Annotated in this window: 16 protein-coding genes and 1 pseudogene; 11 read left to right on the top strand and 6 right to left on the bottom strand. The window is 65.1% G+C overall.

Annotated features, from left to right (window positions below):
* Positions 1–27: 27 nt before the first annotated feature.
* Together glgB and GRI97_RS02920 are read right to left on the bottom strand one after the other, a co-directional pair.
* Positions 28–2,193, bottom strand: coding sequence for a 1,4-alpha-glucan branching protein GlgB (gene glgB, locus GRI97_RS02925; protein WP_161389619.1), 2,166 nt, complete (start codon positions 2,191–2,193; stop codon positions 28–30).
* The gene (locus tag GRI97_RS02920; RefSeq protein ID WP_161389618.1) at positions 2,190–4,616 is read right to left on the bottom strand and encodes a glycogen/starch/alpha-glucan phosphorylase; all 2,427 of its coding nucleotides are present in this window, start codon (positions 4,614–4,616) and stop codon (positions 2,190–2,192) included. The genes glgB and GRI97_RS02920 overlap by 4 nt, the downstream gene beginning before the upstream one ends.
* Before the next feature lie 246 nt (positions 4,617–4,862).
* On the opposite strand from GRI97_RS02920, the gene GRI97_RS02915 reads away from it, so the two are divergent.
* The 7 genes from GRI97_RS02915 (at position 4,863) to GRI97_RS02885 (ending at position 12,795) form a co-directional block, all read left to right on the top strand.
* Positions 4,863–6,473 carry an alpha-amylase family glycosyl hydrolase gene (locus GRI97_RS02915; RefSeq protein WP_161389617.1) on the top strand — a complete coding sequence of 537 codons (1,611 nt, stop codon included), beginning with the start codon at positions 4,863–4,865 and terminating at the stop codon, positions 6,471–6,473.
* A gap of 89 nt (positions 6,474–6,562) precedes the next feature.
* Entirely contained in the window at positions 6,563–7,552 is a 990-nt protein-coding gene (locus GRI97_RS02910; protein WP_202392558.1) for a 3-oxoacyl-[acyl-carrier-protein] synthase III C-terminal domain-containing protein, read from the top strand.
* Positions 7,549–8,559 carry an NAD-dependent epimerase/dehydratase family protein gene (locus GRI97_RS02905; protein ID WP_161389615.1) on the top strand — a complete coding sequence of 337 codons (1,011 nt, stop codon included), beginning with the start codon at positions 7,549–7,551 and terminating at the stop codon, positions 8,557–8,559. The genes GRI97_RS02910 and GRI97_RS02905 overlap by 4 nt, the downstream gene beginning before the upstream one ends.
* Positions 8,559–9,413 (top strand): MBL fold metallo-hydrolase, encoded by an 855-nt coding sequence (locus tag GRI97_RS02900; RefSeq protein WP_161389614.1) that lies wholly within the window; start codon positions 8,559–8,561, stop codon positions 9,411–9,413. The genes GRI97_RS02905 and GRI97_RS02900 overlap by 1 nt, the downstream gene beginning before the upstream one ends.
* The gene (locus GRI97_RS02895; RefSeq protein WP_161389613.1) at positions 9,403–10,626 is read left to right on the top strand and encodes a hypothetical protein; all 1,224 of its coding nucleotides are present in this window, start codon (positions 9,403–9,405) and stop codon (positions 10,624–10,626) included. The genes GRI97_RS02900 and GRI97_RS02895 overlap by 11 nt, the downstream gene beginning before the upstream one ends.
* A complete protein-coding gene (locus tag GRI97_RS02890) occupies positions 10,619–11,782 on the top strand; it encodes an ATP-grasp domain-containing protein (protein WP_161389612.1) in 1,164 nt (387 codons plus the stop codon). Before GRI97_RS02895 ends, GRI97_RS02890 begins: the two co-directional genes overlap by 8 nt.
* Positions 11,779–12,795: an aromatic ring-hydroxylating oxygenase subunit alpha gene (locus tag GRI97_RS02885; protein ID WP_161389611.1), complete on the top strand. Its 1,017-nt coding sequence runs from the start codon at positions 11,779–11,781 to the stop codon at positions 12,793–12,795. The genes GRI97_RS02890 and GRI97_RS02885 overlap by 4 nt, the downstream gene beginning before the upstream one ends.
* Positions 12,796–12,797: 2 nt before the next feature.
* Here GRI97_RS02885 and GRI97_RS02880 read toward each other — a convergent pair.
* The 4 genes and pseudogenes from GRI97_RS02880 to GRI97_RS02865 form a co-directional block, all read right to left on the bottom strand.
* Positions 12,798–13,343, bottom strand: a pseudogene (locus GRI97_RS02880) (ATP-binding cassette domain-containing protein); the annotation flags it as partial.
* A gap of 67 nt (positions 13,344–13,410) precedes the next feature.
* A complete protein-coding gene (gene modB, locus GRI97_RS02875) occupies positions 13,411–14,112 on the bottom strand; it encodes a molybdate ABC transporter permease subunit (RefSeq protein ID WP_161389609.1) in 702 nt (233 codons plus the stop codon).
* Between the two features lie 10 nt (positions 14,113–14,122).
* Complete coding sequence (modA, locus tag GRI97_RS02870) at positions 14,123–14,914, bottom strand: molybdate ABC transporter substrate-binding protein (protein ID WP_161389608.1); 792 nt, start codon at positions 14,912–14,914, stop codon at positions 14,123–14,125.
* 74 nt (positions 14,915–14,988) lie between these two features.
* Positions 14,989–16,578: a CHASE domain-containing protein gene (locus tag GRI97_RS02865; protein WP_328598488.1), complete on the bottom strand. Its 1,590-nt coding sequence runs from the start codon at positions 16,576–16,578 to the stop codon at positions 14,989–14,991.
* A 345-nt stretch (positions 16,579–16,923) separates the two neighbouring features.
* On the opposite strand from GRI97_RS02865, the gene GRI97_RS02860 reads away from it, so the two are divergent.
* From GRI97_RS02860 to GRI97_RS02845, 4 genes are all read left to right on the top strand, one after another.
* Positions 16,924–17,172 carry a NepR family anti-sigma factor gene (locus GRI97_RS02860; RefSeq protein ID WP_161389606.1) on the top strand — a complete coding sequence of 83 codons (249 nt, stop codon included), beginning with the start codon at positions 16,924–16,926 and terminating at the stop codon, positions 17,170–17,172.
* Positions 17,169–17,798 carry a sigma-70 family RNA polymerase sigma factor gene (locus GRI97_RS02855; RefSeq protein WP_161389605.1) on the top strand — a complete coding sequence of 210 codons (630 nt, stop codon included), beginning with the start codon at positions 17,169–17,171 and terminating at the stop codon, positions 17,796–17,798. The genes GRI97_RS02860 and GRI97_RS02855 overlap by 4 nt, the downstream gene beginning before the upstream one ends.
* Positions 17,799–17,867: 69 nt before the next feature.
* The gene (locus GRI97_RS02850) at positions 17,868–19,061 is read left to right on the top strand and encodes an AI-2E family transporter (protein WP_235917587.1); all 1,194 of its coding nucleotides are present in this window, start codon (positions 17,868–17,870) and stop codon (positions 19,059–19,061) included.
* Positions 19,062–20,540 (top strand): DUF4403 family protein, encoded by a 1,479-nt coding sequence (locus GRI97_RS02845; RefSeq protein ID WP_161389604.1) that lies wholly within the window; start codon positions 19,062–19,064, stop codon positions 20,538–20,540.
* Positions 20,541–20,596 lie beyond the last annotated feature (56 nt).

Raw genomic sequence — 20,596 nt, 5'->3', positions numbered from 1 at the left:
GGCAGGCCATGCGCGGCCCGCTGGTCTTCAATCCGAAAACTGCAGCATGATCGTCGCCAAGGGTGGCAGCGTCAGGCTGGCCTGCTGGCCGGTGACCGTCACCGCCCCCCAATTGCCCTGCCCGCTGCCACCATAAAGCGCGCCATCGCTGTTGATGATTTCATTCCATTGCCCATCATGCGGCAGGGAAATGCGGTAATTATGATGCACCCTGGGCGTCATATTGGCGATCACCGCCACCGGCGCGCTGCCGGGTGCCTTGCGCAACCAGGCGAACACCGAATTTTCGCGATCATCGACGATCAGCCATTCGAAACCGTCATCCTCGCAATCGCGCGCATGCAGCGCGGGCACATTGCGATAGGCGTGGTTGAGATCGCGGATCAGCGCCTGCACCCCGGCATGGGCCGGCGCATCGAGCAATTCCCAATCGAGCGGGCGCGCCTCGCTCCATTCACGGCGCTGGGCGAACTCCTGGCCCATGAACAGCAACTTCTTGCCCGGATAGCCCCACATCATGGCGTAATAGGCGCGCAGATTGGCGAATTTCTGCCAATCATCGCCGCTCATCTTGTTCAGCAGGCTGCCCTTGCCATGCACCACCTCGTCATGGCTGAGCGGCAGGACGAAATTCTCGCTGAAGGCATAGACCAGGCCGAAGGTGATTTCGTCATGATGGTGCCGCCGGTGCACGGGATCGCGCGCCATATAGGCGAGCGTATCGTGCATGAAGCCCATGTTCCATTTGAACCCGAAGCCCAGGCTGGTGCGGGCGCCGTGGTAATAGGCCGGCTGGGTCACCCCGGGCCAGGAGGTGGATTCCTCGGCCATGGTGATGATGCCGGGGTGGGCGCCATAGACCGCGCGGTTCATCGCCTGGAGGAATTCGACCGCTTCCCAGTTTTCCCGCCCGCCATCGGCATTGGGGATCCATTCGCCATCCTGGCGCGAATAATCGCGGTACAGCATCGATGCGACCGCATCCACGCGCAGCCCGTCCACATGGTAGCGTTCGGCCCAGAACAACGCATTGTTGAGCAGGAAGGCGGCCACTTCGCGGCGCCCGAAATTGTAGATCGCGGTGTTCCAGTCGGGGTGGAAACCCAGCCGCGGATCTTCATGTTCATACAGCGCCGTGCCGTCGAAATGGGCCAGGCCATGGGCATCGGTGGGGAAATGCGCGGGCACCCAGTCGATCAGCACGCTGATGCCCGCCCTATGCGCGCCGTCGATGAAGCGGGCGAAGCCATCGGGCCCGCCGAAACGCGATGACGGGGCATAGAGTCCGGTCGCCTGATAGCCCCAGCTGGGATCATAGGGATGTTCGTTGACCGGCAGGAATTCGATATGGGTGAAGCCCATTTCCACCACATAGGGGATCAGCCGCTCGGCCATTGCGTCCCAGGTCAGGAACCAGCCGCTGTCATCCTGCTGCCAGGAACCGGGATGCACCTCATAGATGGAAATCGGCTGGCGCCGGGGATCGACCGAGGACCAGAAAGCCCGGTGATCGGCATCGCCCCAGTCGGGCTTGGCCGGTCGCGCGGTCAGCGATGCGGTGCTGGGCCGCACTTCGGACGCGAAGGCAAAGGGATCGGCTTTCAGCGGCAATTCGGTGCCATCGGCGCAGATGATGCGATATTTGTAGGCGCGGCCTTCGGCGATATCGGGCACGAAGATTTCCCAGGTCCCGATATCCTGCCGCAGCCGCATGGGATGGCGCGCCGCATTCCAGTCGTTGAAATCGCCGACCACGGACACCAGGCTGGCATTGGGGGCCCAGACGGCAAAATGCACGCCGGCGGCCCCTTCATGATCGATCAGATGCGCGCCCAGCTTGTCGAACAGGCGCAAATGCGTGCCCTGCGCGATCAGCAGATCATCGAGCGGGCCCAGCACCGGGCCGAAGCTGTAGGCATCGCCCACCCACCATTCCGCCCCTGCCGCGCGGCAGCGGTAACGGATCGGCTGCGGCGCGCCCGTCACATGGCCTTCGAACAGGCCGCGCGGGTCGATCCGGCCCATGGCGCCGATCTCTTCGCCGGACAGGGCAAAGACCACCACCTCCTCCGCGCCGGGCAGGATCGCCCTTACGAAGGTGCCCTCCGGCCCGGCATGCGGGCCCAACAGGGAAAAGGGATCGGCATGCGTGCCTGCCAGCAGCGCATCGAGTGCCGATCCCGGCGGTTTCAACGCACGCCCCAGATCTGGCTGGCATATTCGCCGATCGTCCGATCGGAAGAGAACCAGCCGACATTGGCGATGTTGCGGATCGCCTGTTCGCGCCACACCGCCGGATCACTCCAGCGGACATCGGCATCGCGCTGCGCGGCGGCATAGGAATCGAAATCGGCCGCGACCATGAACCAGTCATGGTCATAGATGCCGTTGATCAGGCCCGTGTAGCGGGATGGATCGTCAGGAGAGAACACCCCGGATGCAATTGCGCTGAGCGCCTGTTGCAATTCAGCTGATCCTTCAATGACTTCGCGTGGGTTGTAGCCGTTCGCACGGCGTTGCGCCACCTCGTCCGCGGTCAGGCCGAAGATAATGATGTTCTCGTCGCCGACGTGATCCTTGATCTCTATGTTGGCGCCATCCAACGTGCCGATGGTCAGCGCGCCGTTGAGCGCGAATTTCATGTTCCCGGTGCCGGACGCTTCCATCCCGGCGGTGGAAATCTGTTCGGACAGATCGGCCGCCGGAATGATCCGCTCTGCCAGAGAGACATTGTAATTGGGCACGAACACGACCTTCAGCAGGCCGCTGACCGAAGGATCGGAATTGACCCGCCGGGCGATGTCATTGGCCAGTTTGATGACCAGCTTGGCATTGTGATAACTTGATGCCGCCTTGCCGCCGAAAATCTTTACCCGGGGCACCCAGTCGCGTTCGGGATGGCTGCGAATCTGGTCATACAGCGCAACGGTCTCGATCAGATTGAGCAGCTGGCGCTTGTATTCATGGATGCGCTTGATCTGCACATCGAACATGGCATCGGGGTTCAGCCGAATGCCGGTCAGATCGCGCAGATGCTGCGCCAGCGCCAGCTTGTTGCTCCGCTTCGCCTCGGCAATGCGTTCGCCCAACACCGCATCCCCGGCCAGCGCGTTGAGATCCGCCAGCCTTTCCGTATCGTCGAGAAAACCATCGCCGATCGCGTCGCGGATCACCGATGTCAGGCCGGGATTGCATTGCTGCAGCCAGCGGCGCGGGGTGACGCCATTGGTCTTGTTGTTGATCCGATCCGGGTACAGCGCGTGGAGATCGGCAAAAACCGTGGTCTTCATAAGATCGGTATGCAGCGCGGCCACGCCATTGACCGAATGCGCGCCGGTGAAGGCCAGATTGGCCATCCGCACGCGCCGTTCGCCATTTTCATCGATCAGGGAAATCGCCGCGATCTGCTGATCACTCATGCCCGCCTTGCGCGCTTCGCGCAGGACACGGGAATTGATCGCATAGACGATCTGCATGTGGCGCGGCAGCAGCCGTTCGAACAGCGGCAGCGGCCAGCTTTCCAGTGCTTCGGGCAGCAGAGTGTGATTGGTATAGGCAACGGTGCGGCGGGTAATGTCCCACGCCTCGTCGAATTCCAGCCCGTGGATATCGACCAGCAACCGCATCAGTTCGGCCACGGCCACCGCCGGGTGGGTGTCGTTCAGCTGGATCGCCGCATGATCGGGCAGCGTGCGGATATCGCCCTGATACTGCACATGCCGCCGGACGATGTCCTGGATGGAGGCGGAGGAGAAGAAGAATTCCTGCCGCAGGCGCAGCTCCTGCCCGGCCGGGGTCGAATCCGCCGGATAGAGCACCCGCACCAGGCTGTCCGCCCGCGCTTCCCCCGCCAGCGCGCCGATGTGGTCGCCGGCATTGAAGGCGGCCAGCTGGATCGGATCGAGCGCATGGGCGGTCCACAGCCGCAGCGTGTTGACCCGCTTGCCGCGCCAGCCGACCACCGGGGTATCGACAGCGCTGGCTTCTATCTCTTCGCCCGGTTTCCAGACGACGCCATCGCCATCCTCGCTGACTTCGCCGCCGAACCCGATGCGATAGGCGCCCTCGCGCCGGTCGAATTCCCAGGGATTGCCATGGCTCAGCCAGGTTTCCGGCAGTTCCACCTGCCAGCCATCGGCGATCCGCTGGCGGAACATGCCGTTCACATAGCGGATGCCATAGCCATAGGCAGGGATATCCAGGCTGGCGAGGCTTTCCATGAAGCAGGCGGCCAGCCGGCCAAGCCCACCATTGCCGAGCGCGGCATCGGGCTCCAGTTCCTCCAGCACCGCCAGGTCGAAACCCTGGTTGCGCAGCGCCTCTTCCATCTCGCCCGTCAGCTGCATGTTGTTCAGCGCATCGCGCAGCAACCGCCCGATCAGGAATTCCAGGCTGAGGTAATAGACCCGCTTGCTGCCCGCATCATAGGTCCGCCGGGTCGATTCCATCCAGGCATCGATGATCTTGTCGCGCAGGGCGAGCACGCTGGCGGTGTACCAGTCATGCGGCTTGGCCGCGCGTTCATCCTTGCCGACGCGGTGGCGCAGCACATCGATGATCAGATCGTCGATTTTTTCGGCCTGCCGGACTGGGTCAGATATCGCTGGATCGGACATGAGGGGCCGTTCTCCTGGAAGGGGGCGCGCCAGAGCGAAACGCACCCGTTTGCCTGTCCTCTCCTACGCGTCCCGGCCGTTGTTCTTCCGCCGAAAATCAGGCGTCAGCGCAGCATCGACCGGTCTGCTGCGCTGCCACCAAGACTAAGGCAGGTCGGCGGAAACGCAAGCGCAATACCGGCGGCTTTTGCTCCTCTGTCTGTAAAATCATGCTATCGTCCGGCGGCAACAGGGAGCACCCGATCGATGAGCAGTACCGAGGCTTCTTCCGGTGCGCCCTGGTGGCGCGGCGCGACCATTTACGAAATCTATCCGCGCAGTTTCCAGGACAGCAATGGCGACGGAATCGGCGATCTGCCGGGGATCACCGCACGGCTGGATCATGTGGCCGATCTGGGGATCGATGCGGTGTGGATCTGCCCCTTCTTCCCCTCCCCCATGCGCGATTTCGGCTATGACGTGGCCGATTATTGCGGGGTCGATCCGATGTTCGGCACGCTGGCGGATTTCGATGCGCTGGTGGCCCGCGCCCATGCGCTGGGGCTGAAGGTGCTGATCGATCAGGTCTATGCCCATACCTCCGACCAGCACGGCTGGTTTGCCCAGAGCCGGGCAGATCGCAGCAATGAACGGGCAGACTGGTATGTCTGGGCCGATCCGAAGGACGACGGCACCCCGCCCAACAACTGGCAATCGGTGTTCGGCGGCCCGGCCTGGACCTGGGACGGGCGCCGGCGGCAATATTACATGCACAGCTTCCTCAAGGAACAGCCTCAACTCAATCTCCACACTCCGGCGGTGCAGGACGCGCTGCTGGCGGCGGCGCGGTTCTGGCTGGATCACGGCGTCGATGGTTTCCGGCTGGATGCGCTGAACCATGCGATGCATGATCCACAATTGCGCAACAATCCGCCCGCGCCCGACACCGGCCGGCTGCGTTCGCGCCCGTTCGATTATCAGATCAAGCTGCACAGCCAGTCGCAGCCCGGCATGCCGCTGTTCGCCGAACGCGTGCGCGCGCTGTGCGACAGCTACGGCGCCATTTTCACCATGGCGGAAATCGGCGGGGACAACGCCCAGGCCGAAATGAGGGCCTACACGCACGGCAATGACCGCCTGAACAGCGCCTATGGCTTCGATTTTCTCTACAGCCCCGAACTCACCCCCCGGCTGATCGCGGAAACCATGGCGCAATGGCCCGGCGACAAGGGCGAAGGCTGGCCCAGCTGGGCGTTCGAGAACCACGACGCCCCCCGCGCCGTCTCACGCTGGTGCGCGCCGGAGCATCGCGACGCCTTTGCCCGCGTGAAGATGGCGCTGCTGCTGTGCCTGCGCGGCAATCCGATCCTGTTCGAAGGCGAAGAGCTCGGGCTGGAGCAGGACGAAATCCCCTTCGAACTGCTGCAGGATCCCGAAGCGATCGCCAATTGGCCGCTGACCCTGTCCCGCGACGGGGTGCGCACCCCGATGCCCTGGACCGACACAGCCCATGGCGGATTTACCGAAGCCACGCCGTGGCTGCCGCTGAGCGCAGCCAACCGCGCCCGCGCCGTCGCTGTGCAGGATGGCGATGAGGCATCGCTCCTTTCCTTCACCCGCCGAATGCTCCGCTTCCGCCGCAGCCACGCGGCGCTGCGCACCGGCACCTTCGGCATGCTGCACACCCATGGGCAGATGCTGGCCTTCGAACGGAGCGAAGGGGCGCAGGCCATCCGCTGCGCCTTCAACCTCGGCCCCGACGATGTGGCGCTTCCGGCCGGTTTCACGAAGGGGCGGCGATTGCTGGCGGTCAACCCCGGCGATGGCGATGTGTTGCCGGGATTTGGCGTGCTGCTGATGCAAGGTGCGCCACCATAAACAAATTGAACGATGTATATTTTTAAATTGATCATTGTATAATTTCGTGCCATCCAAAGCCTGTGCAAAGGTGGAAAGCGATGGTTGCGATGGAATTCACACTGGCTGGCTGGGGCACCTATCGCCCGCGACAGGTGCTGACTTCGACAGAGCTCGACGCGCGGCATGGGCAGGCAAGCGGATGGACGCAGGCCGAATTCGGCATCGCCACCCGCCGGATTGCCGCAGCGGACGAAACCAGTTCGATGATGGCTGCCACTGCGGCGGCTGACGCGATTGCGGCGGCGGGCTGGGATCCGCATGCGATCGATGTGATCATCGGCGGGTGCGGAGTGATGGAACAGCCCATCCCCTCCACCGCCGCGCTGGTGCAGCACCGGCTCGGGCTCGGAAAATCGGGCATTGCCGCTTTCGACGTCAACCAGACCTGCCTGTCCTTCCTGGTCGCGCTGGACATGGCGGCGATGGGGATCGCATTGGGCCGCTGGCGGCGGGTGCTGGTCTTTTCCGCCGATATCGCCTCCGCCGGGCTCGACCCTGCCAATCCCAAGACCCGGTCGATCTTCGGCGATGGCGCGGCGGCCGTCGCGCTGGAGGCGGCCCCGAGCAGCGGGCGAGGGGTGCGTGGGCTGCATTTCGCCACCCATGGCGCCGGCCACGCCCTGGCGCAGCTGCGCGCGGGCGGCACCCGGCTGCGGGTGGAAGACGGCTATGACGCACTGCTGGCCGGATCGCGTTTTGAAATGGATGCCTTCGGTATCTTCAAGGCGGCCGCCCGCTGCCTGCCCGCCACCATCGCCGCCGCGCTGGAACAGGCGCAACTGACCAGGGATGATCTCGACGTGGTGATCTGCCATCAGGCCAGCGCCCCCGGGGTCGAACATGTCCGCCGGCTGTTCGCGCCACGGATGGACCGGGTGATCGATATCTTCGCCGATCACGGCAACCAGATCGCCGCCTCCATCCCCACGGCCCTTGCCCATGCGCTGGACAGCGGCCGGATCGTGCCGGGCATGAATGTGCTGCTGCTCGGCACGGCGGCCGGGATCAGCGCCGGCGCCATGGTGCTGCGGACATGACGGCACGCCGGATGCTGATCACCGGCGCCACCGGCGGGCTGGGCCAGGCGCTGGTCCGCGCCGCGCTGGAGCGGGGGGATCGCGTGCGGGCCACCGGGCGGTCGGCCGAACGCGGGGCTAGGTTTGCTGGCACCGGCGCGCATTTCATTCCGCTCGATCTGGTGGAGGCGGATGATCGCAGCCTGCGCCAGCTGGTGGGCGGCTGCGACACCATCATCCACGCCGCCGCGCTGTCGGCCAGCTGGGGCCCGGCGGAAAACTTCGAACGCGCCAATGTGGTGGTAACCCAGCGGCTGATCGATCTGGCCCGCCAGTCGGATTGCCGGCGCTTCGTCTATATCTCCTCCCCCTCGATCTTCGCCACATTCAAAGACCGGCTGTTGATCGGGCCGCAGGACGCCCCGGCAGATCCACCGCTCAACGCCTATGCCCGCACCAAGCTGGCCGCCGAGCGGCTGGTGATCGCGGCCAACGACGATCATCTCGCCTGCTGCGCCCTGCGCCCGCGCGCGCTGGTGGGCGAAGGGGATGAGGTGATCCTGCCGCGCTTGGCGCAATTGGCGCGCCGCCGGGCCATGCCGCTGCCGGGTGGCGGGCGGGCGCTGATCGAGCTGACCGATCTGCGTGATGCGGCAGATGCGGTGATGCTGGCAGAAGACGCCGCGCCGCAGATCGCCGGCGAGGCAATCAATATCTCCGGCGGGGTTCCCGCCAGCGTGCGCGACATCGCCACAAGCCTGGCACGGGCGCTGGGCTGCGCCCCGAAGCTGGTGCATCTGCCGCGCGGGCTGGCGCGGGTGATGGCGACGGGAATGGAAGGCACCGCGCGCCTGCTGAACCGGCCAGGCGAGCCCGTGCTGACCCGTTACACGCTGGCAACGCTCGGTTATTCCCAGACATTCGATCCGGAACCGGCCCGACGCCTGATCGGCTATGCCCCGCGCCATGATGCGCTGGCGACGCTGATCGAAGACGCGCAGCGGCGCGCCGCAATGGGGGAATTGTGATGAAGCGCGTGGGGTTCCGCTGGCTGGCGCGCGGATCATGCCGTCATTCCGAAGCGATGACGATCCGGGGCGGCAGCCGCTGTTCGGTGGATTTCCCCGCCATGGTCGGGGTGATCCACCACCCGGAACGCGGCATTCTGCTGTTCGACACCGGATATGACCCGGCCTTCATCGCCGAAACGCACAGCTTCCCCGAACGGCTTTATCGCTGGACGACGCCGGTTTCCATCGGGCCGGAACTGGAATGGCGGCAATGGATCGCCGCCCAGGGCGTGGATCCGGCGGACATCAGCGGGGTTATCATATCGCATTTCCATGGCGACCATGTCGCCGGGCTGCGGCATCTGGCGGGACTGCCGCTCTATTGCGCGCGGGCCGGGCTGGACAATCTGCGCCGACCGGGCCGTTTCCGCCGGGTGCGGCAGGGTCTGCTGGCCGGGCTGGTGCCGCCAGCCTGCGATGAGCAGGCGCAATTCTTTGAACAGGCACCCGAAATCCTGCTGCCCGATGCGTTTACCCCCTTCACCTCCGGCCGCGACATTCTGGGCGACGGCAGCCTGCTGGCGGTGGAACTGCCCGGCCATTGCCCCGGGCATTGGGGGCTGGCGCTGCGGACGCAGGACGACCGATATCTGCTGCTTGCCGCCGATGCGGTCTGGTCTGCCCGGGCAATCGAGCAACGCCGCCCGCCCCCGCGCCTGACCACGGCGTTGCTGGGCGACACGCCCATGTATCGGACCACGCTGGACCGGCTCCATCAGGCCCATGTCCGCAATCGCGATCTGGTGATCCTGCCATCCCATTGCGCGCAAGCCGCTGCACGGTTCGAACAGGGCGGCAGTGATGGGAACTGAACGCATCCTCGCCTCCTGGTGGCGGACCCGGCGCGCCATGCGCCTGTCGCCCACGCGGCTGCAGCGCCATCGCCAGCAGCAATGGCGCGCGCTGCAACCGGCCCTGCGCCGCACGCCTGCGCTGCAGGCCCATGCCGGCGGGCGGCTGGAAGATGTGCCGATCGTCGATGTGGCGGAAATCCGCCGCGATTACGGGCAGTGGAACAGCCTGGGACTTACCGAGGCGCAGATCAGGCAGATGGCCGATCATCCCCGGCCTAGCGACATCGCTGTCGGGTATTCCAGCGGCACGGCGGGCCAGCGCGGGCTGTTCATCGCCGATGCGGCGGAACGGGCGGACTACATTGGCCAGAGCCTGGCGCGCCTGCTGCCGCTGGCGGCGCTGATGAAACGCCAGCGGCTGGCGCTGCATCTGCGCAGCAACAGCGCGCTTTACAGCGATGTGTCGCGCGGGCGCTTCGCCTTCGCCCATTTCCCGCTCGACCATGCGGCAGATCAGACATGGGTTGCGCTGCAGGCCTGGCGCCCGACCATCCTGATCGCCCCACCGCACCGTCTGCTGGCCATGGCGCATGCAGCAAAGGGGCCGCTGCCCACCCTGCACCATCTCTTCTACGGCAGCGAGCCGATGAGCCGGGCCGAGGCTGACTGGGTGGAATCGCATTTCCGCCTGCGCCCCCGGTCAATCTACCAGGCGACCGAAGGGTTTCTGGGCGCTGCCTGCCCACAGGGAGCGCTGCATCTGAACGATCACAGCCTGGATATCGAACTGAGCCCGGTGGACGGCACACCGGGTTTCCGCCCGATCATCACCGATCTGCGGCGGCACAGCCAACCGATCGTGCGCGTGCGCGGGGACGATTATCTGGAACTGGCCGATCAAACCTGCCCCTGTGGCTTCGCCGGGCGGGTGATTGCCCCGCCAATGGGCCGGGTGCAGCAGATCTGGCGCTATCCCGGGCGGGTCATCACACCGGGACAGGTGATCGACACCATGGATGCGCTGGTAGGCCCGCAAACCCGATGGCGTGCGGTGGCAGGCAGAGAGGGTGTGACCCTGCATTTCCACGCCGATCATGATCGGGACCATGCCGATCTCGCGGCTGAGCAGCTGCGCGCGCGACTGGGCTTGCCCGTGCCGGTTCAGCCAGCCCATGATTTCATACCGGACACCGGCCCCAAGCGCAGCAGAGTGGAGTGGCGGAATGGCTGATCGCGTCCTGATCACCGGTGCCCGCGCCGCCAGCGCGCTGGATCTGGCGCGCGATTTCCACGCCGCCGGGTGGGAGGTGCATATGGCCGATTGCACCCCGGCGCGGATCAGCCGCTGGTCCCGCGCCGTACAGCGCCTGCACCGCTACCCCAGCCCGGTCCGTGAACCGCAGCACTTCCGCCAACGCGTGCTGGATCTGGTCGATCAGGTGCAGCCGCGCCTGATCCTGCCGACCTGCGAAGAGGCGTTTCATCTCGCCGCCCCGGCGCTGCAGGATCGGCTGGACGCCTGCCTGTTCCAGCCACACCTGCCCCGGCTGCGGCAATTGCACGACAAGCATGGCTTCGCCCTGTTGCTGGCAGAGCTGGGCCTGCCCGTTCCCGAAACCCATCTGATCACCAACAAGGCCGATCTTGCCCGTTTTGCAGGCGACAGCAGCGCCTGGGTGTTCAAACCCTGCTTCAGCCGTTTCGGAGAGGCGGCCCTGATCGGCCCGGCCCCCGCACGCCTGCATCAGATCGACATCCTGCCCGGCCTCCCCTGGATCGCCCAGCGCAAGGTGACCGGCATGGAGGCCAGCTTCTACGCCGTGGCGCGTGATGGCCAGGTGACTGCCTTTGCCGCCTATCATTCGGACTGGCGGCTGAAGGGCGGCGCCAGCATCGCCTTCGCCCCGCTCAGCCCGGCACAGCACGCCATGCTGCTGGGCTTTGCCCGCCGGCTGGCCGTGCATGGCGCGATCAGCGGGCAATTGGCCTGCGACGTGATGATCGACGCCGCCGGTCAGGCCTGGCTGATCGAATGCAATCCGCGCGCCACCAGTGGGGTCCATTTTCTGGCCGGGCAGGGCGATCTGGCGCGCGCGATTGCCGGCACCGCAAGTGAACCTGCACTGGCAGAGCCGGGGCAATTGCATCTGCTGCCGGCGATGCTGTCTTTCGGCCTGGCCAATGCCATCCAGCGCGGACGGTTGAAGCCGTGGATCGCCGCCCTGCGCACTGGGCAGGACGCCATCGGCCGGGCGGGAGATCGCCGGCCCATGCTGGGCGCGCTGGTCGATGGTTGCGCCTTCGCCCTGGCCGGATTGCGGCACGGCCAGAGCACCAGCACGATGACCACCGCCGATATCGAATGGAACGGGGAAAGCCTGGCATGATGACCCTGCCCGACGCCGTGCGCGATGCCTGGCATCTGGTGGCGATTTCGCGCCAGCTGCGCGCCGGGCAAGTGCGGCAAATCCAACTGGCCGGCGTGCCGATCGCCCTGTTCCGCACCGAAGCCGGCATCGGCGCGCTGGTGGATCGCTGCCCGCATCGCAACTATCCGCTCTCCCTGGGGCGGGTGGTCGATGGGGGATTGGAATGCCCCTATCACGGTTGGCGTTTTGCCGCGTCGGGTGCCTGCGTGGCCGTGCCGGGCTGCACGCTGGAGGGCGTGGACACGGCCCGCCTGTCGGCCGCGCCAATCCGCGTTATCGAACGGCATGGCGGCATTTTCCTGGCCCTGTCGGACAAGGCCGGGCCGGAACCCGTGCTGCCGCCCGACATAGGCGATCCGGCGCTCGATCATTTCTGGTGGCAACAGGGCGTTTGGCGCGGGCGGGCCTATGACGCGATTGAAAATGTAATGGATCCGTTCCACACCAGCCATCTGCACCACGGCTATATCCGCCATCGCGACCGGCGGCTGCCGGTGTCGCTGCAGGTGCGCAGCCATGGCGACAGCATCGACATGGTGATCGAACAGGATCAGCCGGATCTGGGGCTGATGTCCCGCTTCCTGGAGCGCGACCGATCGCGCAGCATATCGCGTTATTACCCGCCCACCATTGTGCAGGCCCGGTGGGAGGGGACGAAGCGGCTGACGCTGTGCGTCACCGCTTTCTTCACCCCATCTACCAATGACAGCTTTATGCCATTCGCCTGCTTCACCACCCCGCGCGGGCTGGCGCCGGGCTGGCTGAAACAGGCGGCGATCCGGCTATTTCTGCGCCCCGTGGTCGCGCAGGATCGAGAAGCACTGGCCCGGCAGGCAGAGGTGATGGGCCATTTCGGCCATCCGCAATTCACCACCGGCCCGGGCGACCTTCTCGGCGACCGGCTGCACCGGCTGTGGAAGGGGGATCGGATCGCAGAAGAGAATGATCCGCCGGTCAAGGCGATGCTGTAGCGTCAGACGAGCGTAACCACTTCGCCCGCCAGCCGCGTGACTTCCGCATGGTCATGGCTGACCAGCAAGATCGGAATGGCCAACTGATCGCGAATCCGTTCGATCAGCCGGGCGATTTCTTCCGCCCGCGCCGCATCGAGCGATGACAGCGGTTCATCCAGCAACAGGAAGCGCGGGGCGGACAGCAGCGCCCGGCCGATCGCCACCCGGCGCACCTCCCCCCCGGAAAGATGGGCCGGAAAACGGGTCAGCAGATGGTCGATGCCGAGCAAATCGATTACTTCGGCATTGCTGATCCAGCGATCCGCCGACGGTGCCAGACGTTCGCCATAGGCCAGATTGGCGGCAACCCGCATATGCGGAAACAGCCGCCCGTCCTGAAAGGCATAGCCGGCCCGCCGCGCTTCGGGGGGCTGGTTCACGCCTGTTGCGCTGTCGAACAGCAATTGCCCGTTCACGGCAATGCGTCCGCTGTAGGGCCGCAACAGCCCGGCAATGGCGTTCAGCACCGTGGTCTTGCCCGCGCCGGAGGGGCCGACCAGCGCCGTCAGTCGCGCATCGGATTGCAGCCTCAGCGCAATATGCCGATCGCCGAACGCATGGTTCAGGTGAACGTCAAAGGACATGGCCACCCCGCCCCATCATGCGCCGGGCCAGCAACTCGCTGGCCAGCAGAGCGCCGAGCGACAGCACGACGGAAATGATCGCCAGCCGCGTCACCAGTGCTTCCCCACCCGGGGCCTGCAAGCCGGTGTAGATCGCCAGCGGCAGAGTGCGGGTTTCCCCGGCAATATTACTGGCGAAGGTGACGGTGGCGCCGAATTCGCCCAGCGACCGGGCAAAGCCCAGCACCGCAGCGGCCAGAATGCCCGGCGCGCTGAGCGGCAGGGTGATGGTGCGAAAGGCGTACCAGCGGCTGGCCCCCAGCGTGCGCGCCGCGCCGACCAGCCGCCGATCCACCGCCTCGATCGACAAGCGCATCGCGCGGACCATCAAGGGTAGCGCCATCACCGCCGCCGCCAATGCAGCCCCGGTCCAGCGAAACACCAGCACCACGCCAAACTGGTTTTCCAGCCAGCCGCCGATCGCGCCATTGCGCCCGAACAGCAGCAGCAACAGCCAGCCGGTCACCACCGGGGGCAGGACCAGCGGCAGATTGACCAGCCCGTCGAGCAGCAGCATGCCTGGAAAGCGCCGCCGCGCCAGCAGCCAGCCCAGCGCATAGGCGACCGGCAGCACCAGCATCACCGCCACCAGGCTGACCTTCAGCGACAGAACGACGATCGCCCATTCGCTTGCACCCAGGGCGCTGTTCATGCGGGCCGGATCATGGCTGCGAGGAAGGAACCGGGGTAAACCCGTGGCGGGCCAGGATCGCGGCCGCCTCCGGCCCGGACAGGAAGGCCCGGAACGCCGCCGCATCGGGATGGCTGGACGCGCCAATTATCGCCGCCGGATAGAGGATGGGCGTATGGCTGGTTTGCGGGAAGGCCGCCCGAACGGGCAGATCGGGCGTGGTCCGTGCGTCGCTGGCATAGACGATACCCAGCGACGCCTCTCCCCGTTGTACCAGCGCCAGCGCGGCGCGAACGTTTTCGGCCGGCGTAATCTGTGGTGCCACCTCCGCCCACAACCCCAACGCTTCCAGGGCGGCCTTGCCATAGCGACCGGCGGGCACGCTGCCGGGCTCAGCCATCGACAGCCTTCCATCCGCCAGTGCTGCCTTCAGCGCGCCCGGCACCAGTTCGATTGCACTTGTGCCACCATTTTTCCGGCCTATCAGCACCAGCACATTGCCGGCTATATTGCCGCGCGTGCCCGTGCGGAGCAGGCCCGTCCGCTGAAGATGATCCATCCACTTTTCGTCAGCCGAAATGAACAGATCGGCTGGTGCACCCTGTTCGATCTGGCGCGCCAATGCTGAGGATGCGGCCGTGGAAACGACTGGAGCGGCATGCCCCTGCGCCACCCAGGCCGCGCCAACATCGTCCATCGCCTGTTGCATGCTCGCCGCTGCCAACACCACCGGGCCTTGCGTATCCTCCTCCGCCGCACAGGCGGTCAGCAAGGTGATGGCAAACAGCGGGAGAAGCAGATTTCGGAGACGGATCAGGATCATGTCCCGTGCTGTATAACGTCAGATACAGAGCGTCCACCAGCCGCATACGCCGGAGCCAATTGGCAAGCGTCAGATTACTTGCCCGCGCGGATGGCGAATTCGCCGTGTTCGCGCACCAAGACCTGCAGTACGCAGCGCACACCATCTGGCGGGAAATCCAACTCCACCGGCGTTTTCAGCTCATTGGCGACGACGCGTTCGATCAGGTCGGTGCCGAAGCCGCGCCCGCGCTGTTCCGGCACCGGCGGGCCGCCGCTTTCCTTCCACACGATCCGCGCCTTACCCTCGCCAACCAGTTCCCAGCTGACCGACACCGTGCCGCCAGCCTGGCTCAGCGCGCCATATTTGGCGGCGTTGGTCGCCAGTTCATGCGTTGCCAGACCAAGCGACAGCGCATCATTGGGGGCGAGCGAGATCTCCGGTCCGTTCAGCACGATTTCGTGATCGCTGGCATTGGCATAGGGCCGCAGTTCGGTTTCAACCACGGCACGGACCGGGGTCGTGCCCCAGTCCGATTGGGTCAGCAAATCATGGGTGGCCGACAGCGCCCGAATGCGCCCGTCCAGACCGTCGGCGAATTCATCCAGCGTCTTGGAACGCCGACGGGTAAGCGCAATGATGGACAGCACGCTGGCGAGCGAATTCTTGACCCGATGATTGAGCTCACGGGTCAGCGAATTGCGGATCGACGCCTGTTCCTCAAACTGGGCCAGTCGGCGCTCGTCATCCTGTGCCTGCCGCGTCAGCATGCGCACCACGACCATCAACAGACCGGCTACCAGCGCGCCGAAGATCAGCGTCAGCATGGAAAGGCCGGACAGCATCCTGCTGTCGCGCGAACTCACTTCCAGTCGCCATTCCTGGCCACCGACATTGACCCGCTGGACCACGCGCTTGCGCCCATCCTCGGCACTGTTGATCGATGCCAGCAATGGCGCGGAAGGGCTCGAGCCGCTGTACAGCTTGACCGCGAGACTTTCCGCCCCCTGCACTTCCAGCGCGGAGGCAAGAAAATCCTGCGCGTCGAAGGGGCTGAAAATATAGCCTCGCAACCGTGGCCGGCCAGGTGAAGCCTCAAACACGGGCATATAGATCAGGAAACCCGCATTGGTGGTTTCGCTGTTGTCGCCCCGCACCAGCATGACCTTGCTGCTGGCGACCGGCCGCAAGGTTCTGGCGGCCTGATCCATCGCGGCCCGCCGCACCGGATCGGAATACATGTCGAAACCCAGCGCATTGCGATTGGCGGTGGAATCGGGTTCGATAATGGTGACCGGCACGGCAAAAGACTGCGGCGCGGCAATCGCCGGACGCACGCCGACAGCAATGTTGTTTTCCGCCAGCATCAGTTCGCCAAAGGCGCCTTCTCCGCCGCGCCGGACGATCATGCCCCAGCCGATCCCCTCGGCACCGCGAAAATCGGAATCGAGCCGCAATTCGCTGACGAACCTGCGGAAGCTGGCGGGCTCCACCCGATCGACTGACGCGAGCAAGGCCGCCCCTGCCCGCAGATAGGCGCTGCTGGCATCCGATCGGCGTTCAAGCCCGCTGGCGATATTGTTCGCCCGACTGCGCAGATCGGCGGAGGCAGTTTCCCCTTCCCCCCATTCGATCGCGAAGATGCCCAGAATGGTGATGGCGGCAATCAGGAGGAAGATTGCCACAGGCGTAGCGCGGGGATAGCGCGTCAGCCAAGCACTGACGCGGCGCCTGCGGGCCGTATCCGGTGCGGTCACTGCCGCCGCCCCGCCGTCAAACCTGCCCCCGGATGCACGCTGAAGAATCCACCTGTCATGTCGCCTGCTGGACGATGCTACCCGAAGCAGCATGATGCAACCCGCAGCCGATCGAAAATCGCTCGCCGAAGAAAGTTCGACGATTGAATGCGTGAAGCGGGAACCACAGGCGGGGGTTTTCGTTCCACATCAGCGCTCGAAAAGCTTTGTTCGTTACGGCATAGCAAACGCTGCATCTTTGTTGCGGACTACGGGGGCGATGACGCAGATCTGATGAACAGTTTGGAAAACAATGATGAAGCCGGGGACGTCAGCGCAGTGAACGGCACCAATCCCGCCACGAACCAGGATGCCAAGGTTGCCGAAACCGAAGAAAAGGCAATCAGCAAGCCGGCCAAAACCGATCAGCGGGAACCCGAGTGGGCTTCCGGCTTGAAGCAATTGTACAATTCCGTGGTCGATGAACCCATTCCCGACATGTTCAAGGATTTGCTCGCCAAGCTGGATGATGGCGGCAAATGAGCGATAACGACACCGCCGAACCTGGCACACGCAGCGATTCCGACAAGCGGGCTTTCAAACGGCAGCTGACCGAAGTCATCCCTCATCTGCGCGCCTTCGCTCGCGGCCTGTGCGGCAGGCCCGACATGGCCGACGATTTGGTACAGGAAACCCTGCTCAAGGCATGGGCCGCGCAGGACCGGTTTGAACCGGGCACCAGCATGCGTGCCTGGACCTTCGTCATTCTGCGCAATGCCTATCTTACAGATATGCGCCGCAACCGGTTCCGGGGCGAATATGATGAAACTGTCGCCGAACGCATTCTGACCGCGCCAGCTGCGCAGGAAGAACCGATGCACCTGTCCGACATGCATCGGGCATTGCTGACGCTGCCAGCAGAACGGCGCGAAGCGCTGCTGCTGGTCGGCGCGGGCGGTTTTTCCTATGAGGAAGCGGCTGAAATCTGCGGTTGCGCCGTGGGTACGATCAAGAGCCGGGTGGGCCGCGCACGTGCCGCCCTGGCCGCGATGATCGACGATGGATCGATGCCAGTCCGCTCATCCAAGGATACCGAGGCACACCGCGCGATTTTGAAAGAACTCGACGAAGTGGTGGCCGGGCGCGGCGTAAGCGAACCGACGCGATAGGGATCACTTGCTAGCAGCCCGGCAAGGGCCCATGGGGCGGCTTTCCATCCTGGGGTTCAAGGCCGCGCAATGAGTTCGCACCGCGCATCGGAAGACGAAGCCACCGATCATTCCGCGTCACCCGATGCCATGCCCGGCGCCCAGACGGCGCAGGATGTGAAAGCCGCGCTGGCCGCGCAGGAACTGCGGCTGATTTCCGTGCTGGTGCTGCTGCTGTCGACCGGGCTGTTCCTGGCCCTGCCCTTCGTGCTGTCGATCGGTTCGGTGGTGTTCCTGCCCCTGGTTACCGCCATCGTGCTGACCATCGTGCTGTCCCCGATTGCGGACCGGATGGCGCAGATCGGCATTCCCAATTTCCTCGCCTCGCTGCTGGCGCTGCTGGTGTTTCTGGGCGCGCTGTCGCTGGCGCTGACGGCGGTGCTGCGCCCGGCCGTGACCCTGCTGGATGCCGTGCCAGCCATGGTCAACCGGATCGGCGAACATTTTCATCAGCTGCAGGGCAATCTGTCCTGGATTTCCGAGCTCAACAAACAGGTGGTCGGCATCACGGGCGATGGCGACGACCAACTGGTGGTGCTGGCCGGACCATCCGTGCTGGAACAGCTCGCCTTTGCCACGCCTAGTGTGATCCTGGAGGTCTTGCTGACCTTCCTGATGGCGTTTTTCATGATCGAAGCCCGCGTGCGGCTGCGTCGCCGGCTGCTGCTGGAACGGCAGCATTTCGGCACCAGCGTGAAGGCGGCGCGGGTGATGCGCGCGGTGCAGGACCGGGTGGCCGCCTATATTCTGACCGTGGGCCTGATCAATGCCTGCGTCGGGCTGGTGGTGGCCTTCGGCGCCTGGTTGCTGGGGATCGATGCGCCGATCATGTGGGGCGGGCTGGCCGCACTGCTGAACTTCCTGCCTTATGTGGGGCCGCTGATCATGCTGGCGCTGCTGACGCTGTTCGGCCTGGGCACCGCCGATGCGCCGCTGGTGGGCCTGATTCCGGCGGCCGCCTATCTGGGCCTGCACGCGGTGGAATCCAATGTGGTGACCCCGACGATCCTGGGGGCGAAATTCACCATGAACCCGGTGATGATCCTGCTCGCGCTCAGCTATTTCAGCTGGATCTGGGGCGTGACTGGTGCGTTGTTGTCCGTACCGATCCTGCTTACGATTACGGCATTGATCGATCACCTGGGCCGACCCAATCTGATCGGCTTCATGTTTGGCGAACCTTTGTTCACCAGCAATTTGCTGCAGCTTGCGGAAGACGACTGAATGGCTGCACCGCGGATACCGCCACTGATCGCCACGCTCATCCTGAGCCTGGGTCTGGTTTTGGCGGGTTGCGGCAGCAAGGTGAACAACGAGCCGCCGCCCCGCGCGCAGGATCGCTTCGTCATCGAACCTCAGAATTCGGTGATCGCGGTGCCGGTGCAGGCCGATCTGGGCCGGCTGGCCGCGCGGCTGGAACACGAAATCCCGCGCCAGCTGTGGGACATCAACAAACCGGATCAGGTCTGCGTCCCGTCAAAACGGGTCGATATGCTGATCACCCATATCAAGACGCCCAATATCCGCTGCGACATCGTCGGCCACGTCACGCGCGGGCGGCTGACGCTGTCAGGCCGGGGGCAGGATATCATCGTCACCATGCCGCTGCATGCGCAGGTGCAGGCGCGCGATGTCGGCGGGGTGCTGAAGCAGGAAACCGCCACGGCGGATGCCCGCGTGCGCGCGGTCGTGCGGCTGGATCTGACGCCGGACTGGCAGCTGCGCGGCAAGGCCGACATCAGCTATGACTGGACCGACGCGCCGCATATCCAGTTCCTCGGCCAGCGGATCGAATTCACCAGCGCCGCCGACCGCAAGCTGCAGGCGGTGATGACCCAGGTGGAACGCCAGCTGGCGCAGGAAATCGCCGCCCTGCCCGTACGCCAGCAGATTGATCGCGCCTGGCAGGCGGCCTTCACTACGCTGGAACTCAACCGCCAGAATCCGGCGGTGTGGATGCAGGTGGTACCCACCGGGCTGAGTTTCGGCGGATATCAGCTGGACGGGCGGAAACTGACGGTGAAGCTGGGCCTTTCTGCCCGCACGGCAACCTTTGTCGGCATCAAGCCGGACGATCCGCCCGCCACCGCCCTGCCCGCCGTGCAGCAGATGGCGGCGCCCGCCGGGCAGTTCCGCTTCGCCCTGCCAGTGGTTGCCGATTATGCCGTGCTCGAACCCATATTGGCGCGCGCGCTGGCCAGGCGTGCACAGCGCCCCTTCATCATCCCCGGCATGGGGCCGGTAACGGCCAGGTTCGAACAGGTGACCATCTATGGAACCGAGAGCGGCAAGATCGCCGTGGGGCTGAAGTTTTCCGCCGCAGAAGCTGGCGATGATCCGGCGCATGGCACGGTGTGGCTGACGGCACGGCCAGTGAATGCCGCCAACAGCCGCAGGGTCGATTTCACCGATCTGACGGTAACCGGCGCGACGGATTCCATCGGCACCGACCTGCTGATCGATCTGGTCAACACCCGCACCGTCAGCGCCATTGTGGCCGGGGAACTGGGGCAGAATTTCGACCGCGATTATGACAAGCTGCTGAACAAGGTTTCCCGCGCCATCGCCAGCAGGCGCGAACGCGGGCTGATCATCACCAGCCGGATCGACGATGTGCAGACCGGCAGCATCTCCGCCGCCGGCGAAGGGCTGTATCTGCCGGTGCATGCCACCGGAACCGCCAGCATCAGCCTGGCGCAGTAAAGAGGCAAAGAAAAGGCCCGGCCTGCCGCAGTGGCAGGCCGGGCCTTTCCATTCAG

The sequence above is a fragment of the Croceibacterium xixiisoli genome, assembly GCF_009827305.1.
Taxonomy (GTDB): Bacteria; Pseudomonadota; Alphaproteobacteria; order Sphingomonadales; family Sphingomonadaceae; genus Croceibacterium_C; species Croceibacterium_C xixiisoli.
The sequence above is the reverse complement of the archived record's forward strand: the minus strand, read 5'-3'. Positions and strand labels throughout refer to the sequence as shown.

Coding starts and splice junctions, on each gene's coding strand:
- GRI97_RS02920 (WP_161389618.1), bottom strand. CDS start 4,616: ATGTCCGATCCAGCGATATCTGACCCAGTCCGGCAGGCCGAAAAAATC.
- GRI97_RS02915 (WP_161389617.1), top strand. CDS start 4,863: ATGAGCAGTACCGAGGCTTCTTCCGGTGCGCCCTGGTGGCGCGGCGCG.
- GRI97_RS02910 (WP_202392558.1), top strand. CDS start 6,563: ATGGAATTCACACTGGCTGGCTGGGGCACCTATCGCCCGCGACAGGTG.
- GRI97_RS02905 (WP_161389615.1), top strand. CDS start 7,549: ATGACGGCACGCCGGATGCTGATCACCGGCGCCACCGGCGGGCTGGGC.
- GRI97_RS02900 (WP_161389614.1), top strand. CDS start 8,559: ATGAAGCGCGTGGGGTTCCGCTGGCTGGCGCGCGGATCATGCCGTCAT.
- GRI97_RS02895 (WP_161389613.1), top strand. CDS start 9,403: ATGGGAACTGAACGCATCCTCGCCTCCTGGTGGCGGACCCGGCGCGCC.
- GRI97_RS02890 (WP_161389612.1), top strand. CDS start 10,619: ATGGCTGATCGCGTCCTGATCACCGGTGCCCGCGCCGCCAGCGCGCTG.
- GRI97_RS02885 (WP_161389611.1), top strand. CDS start 11,779: ATGATGACCCTGCCCGACGCCGTGCGCGATGCCTGGCATCTGGTGGCG.
- modB (WP_161389609.1), bottom strand. CDS start 14,112: ATGAACAGCGCCCTGGGTGCAAGCGAATGGGCGATCGTCGTTCTGTCG.
- modA (WP_161389608.1), bottom strand. CDS start 14,914: ATGATCCTGATCCGTCTCCGAAATCTGCTTCTCCCGCTGTTTGCCATC.
- GRI97_RS02860 (WP_161389606.1), top strand. CDS start 16,924: ATGAACAGTTTGGAAAACAATGATGAAGCCGGGGACGTCAGCGCAGTG.
- GRI97_RS02855 (WP_161389605.1), top strand. CDS start 17,169: ATGAGCGATAACGACACCGCCGAACCTGGCACACGCAGCGATTCCGAC.
- GRI97_RS02850 (WP_235917587.1), top strand. CDS start 17,868: ATGAGTTCGCACCGCGCATCGGAAGACGAAGCCACCGATCATTCCGCG.
- GRI97_RS02845 (WP_161389604.1), top strand. CDS start 19,062: ATGGCTGCACCGCGGATACCGCCACTGATCGCCACGCTCATCCTGAGC.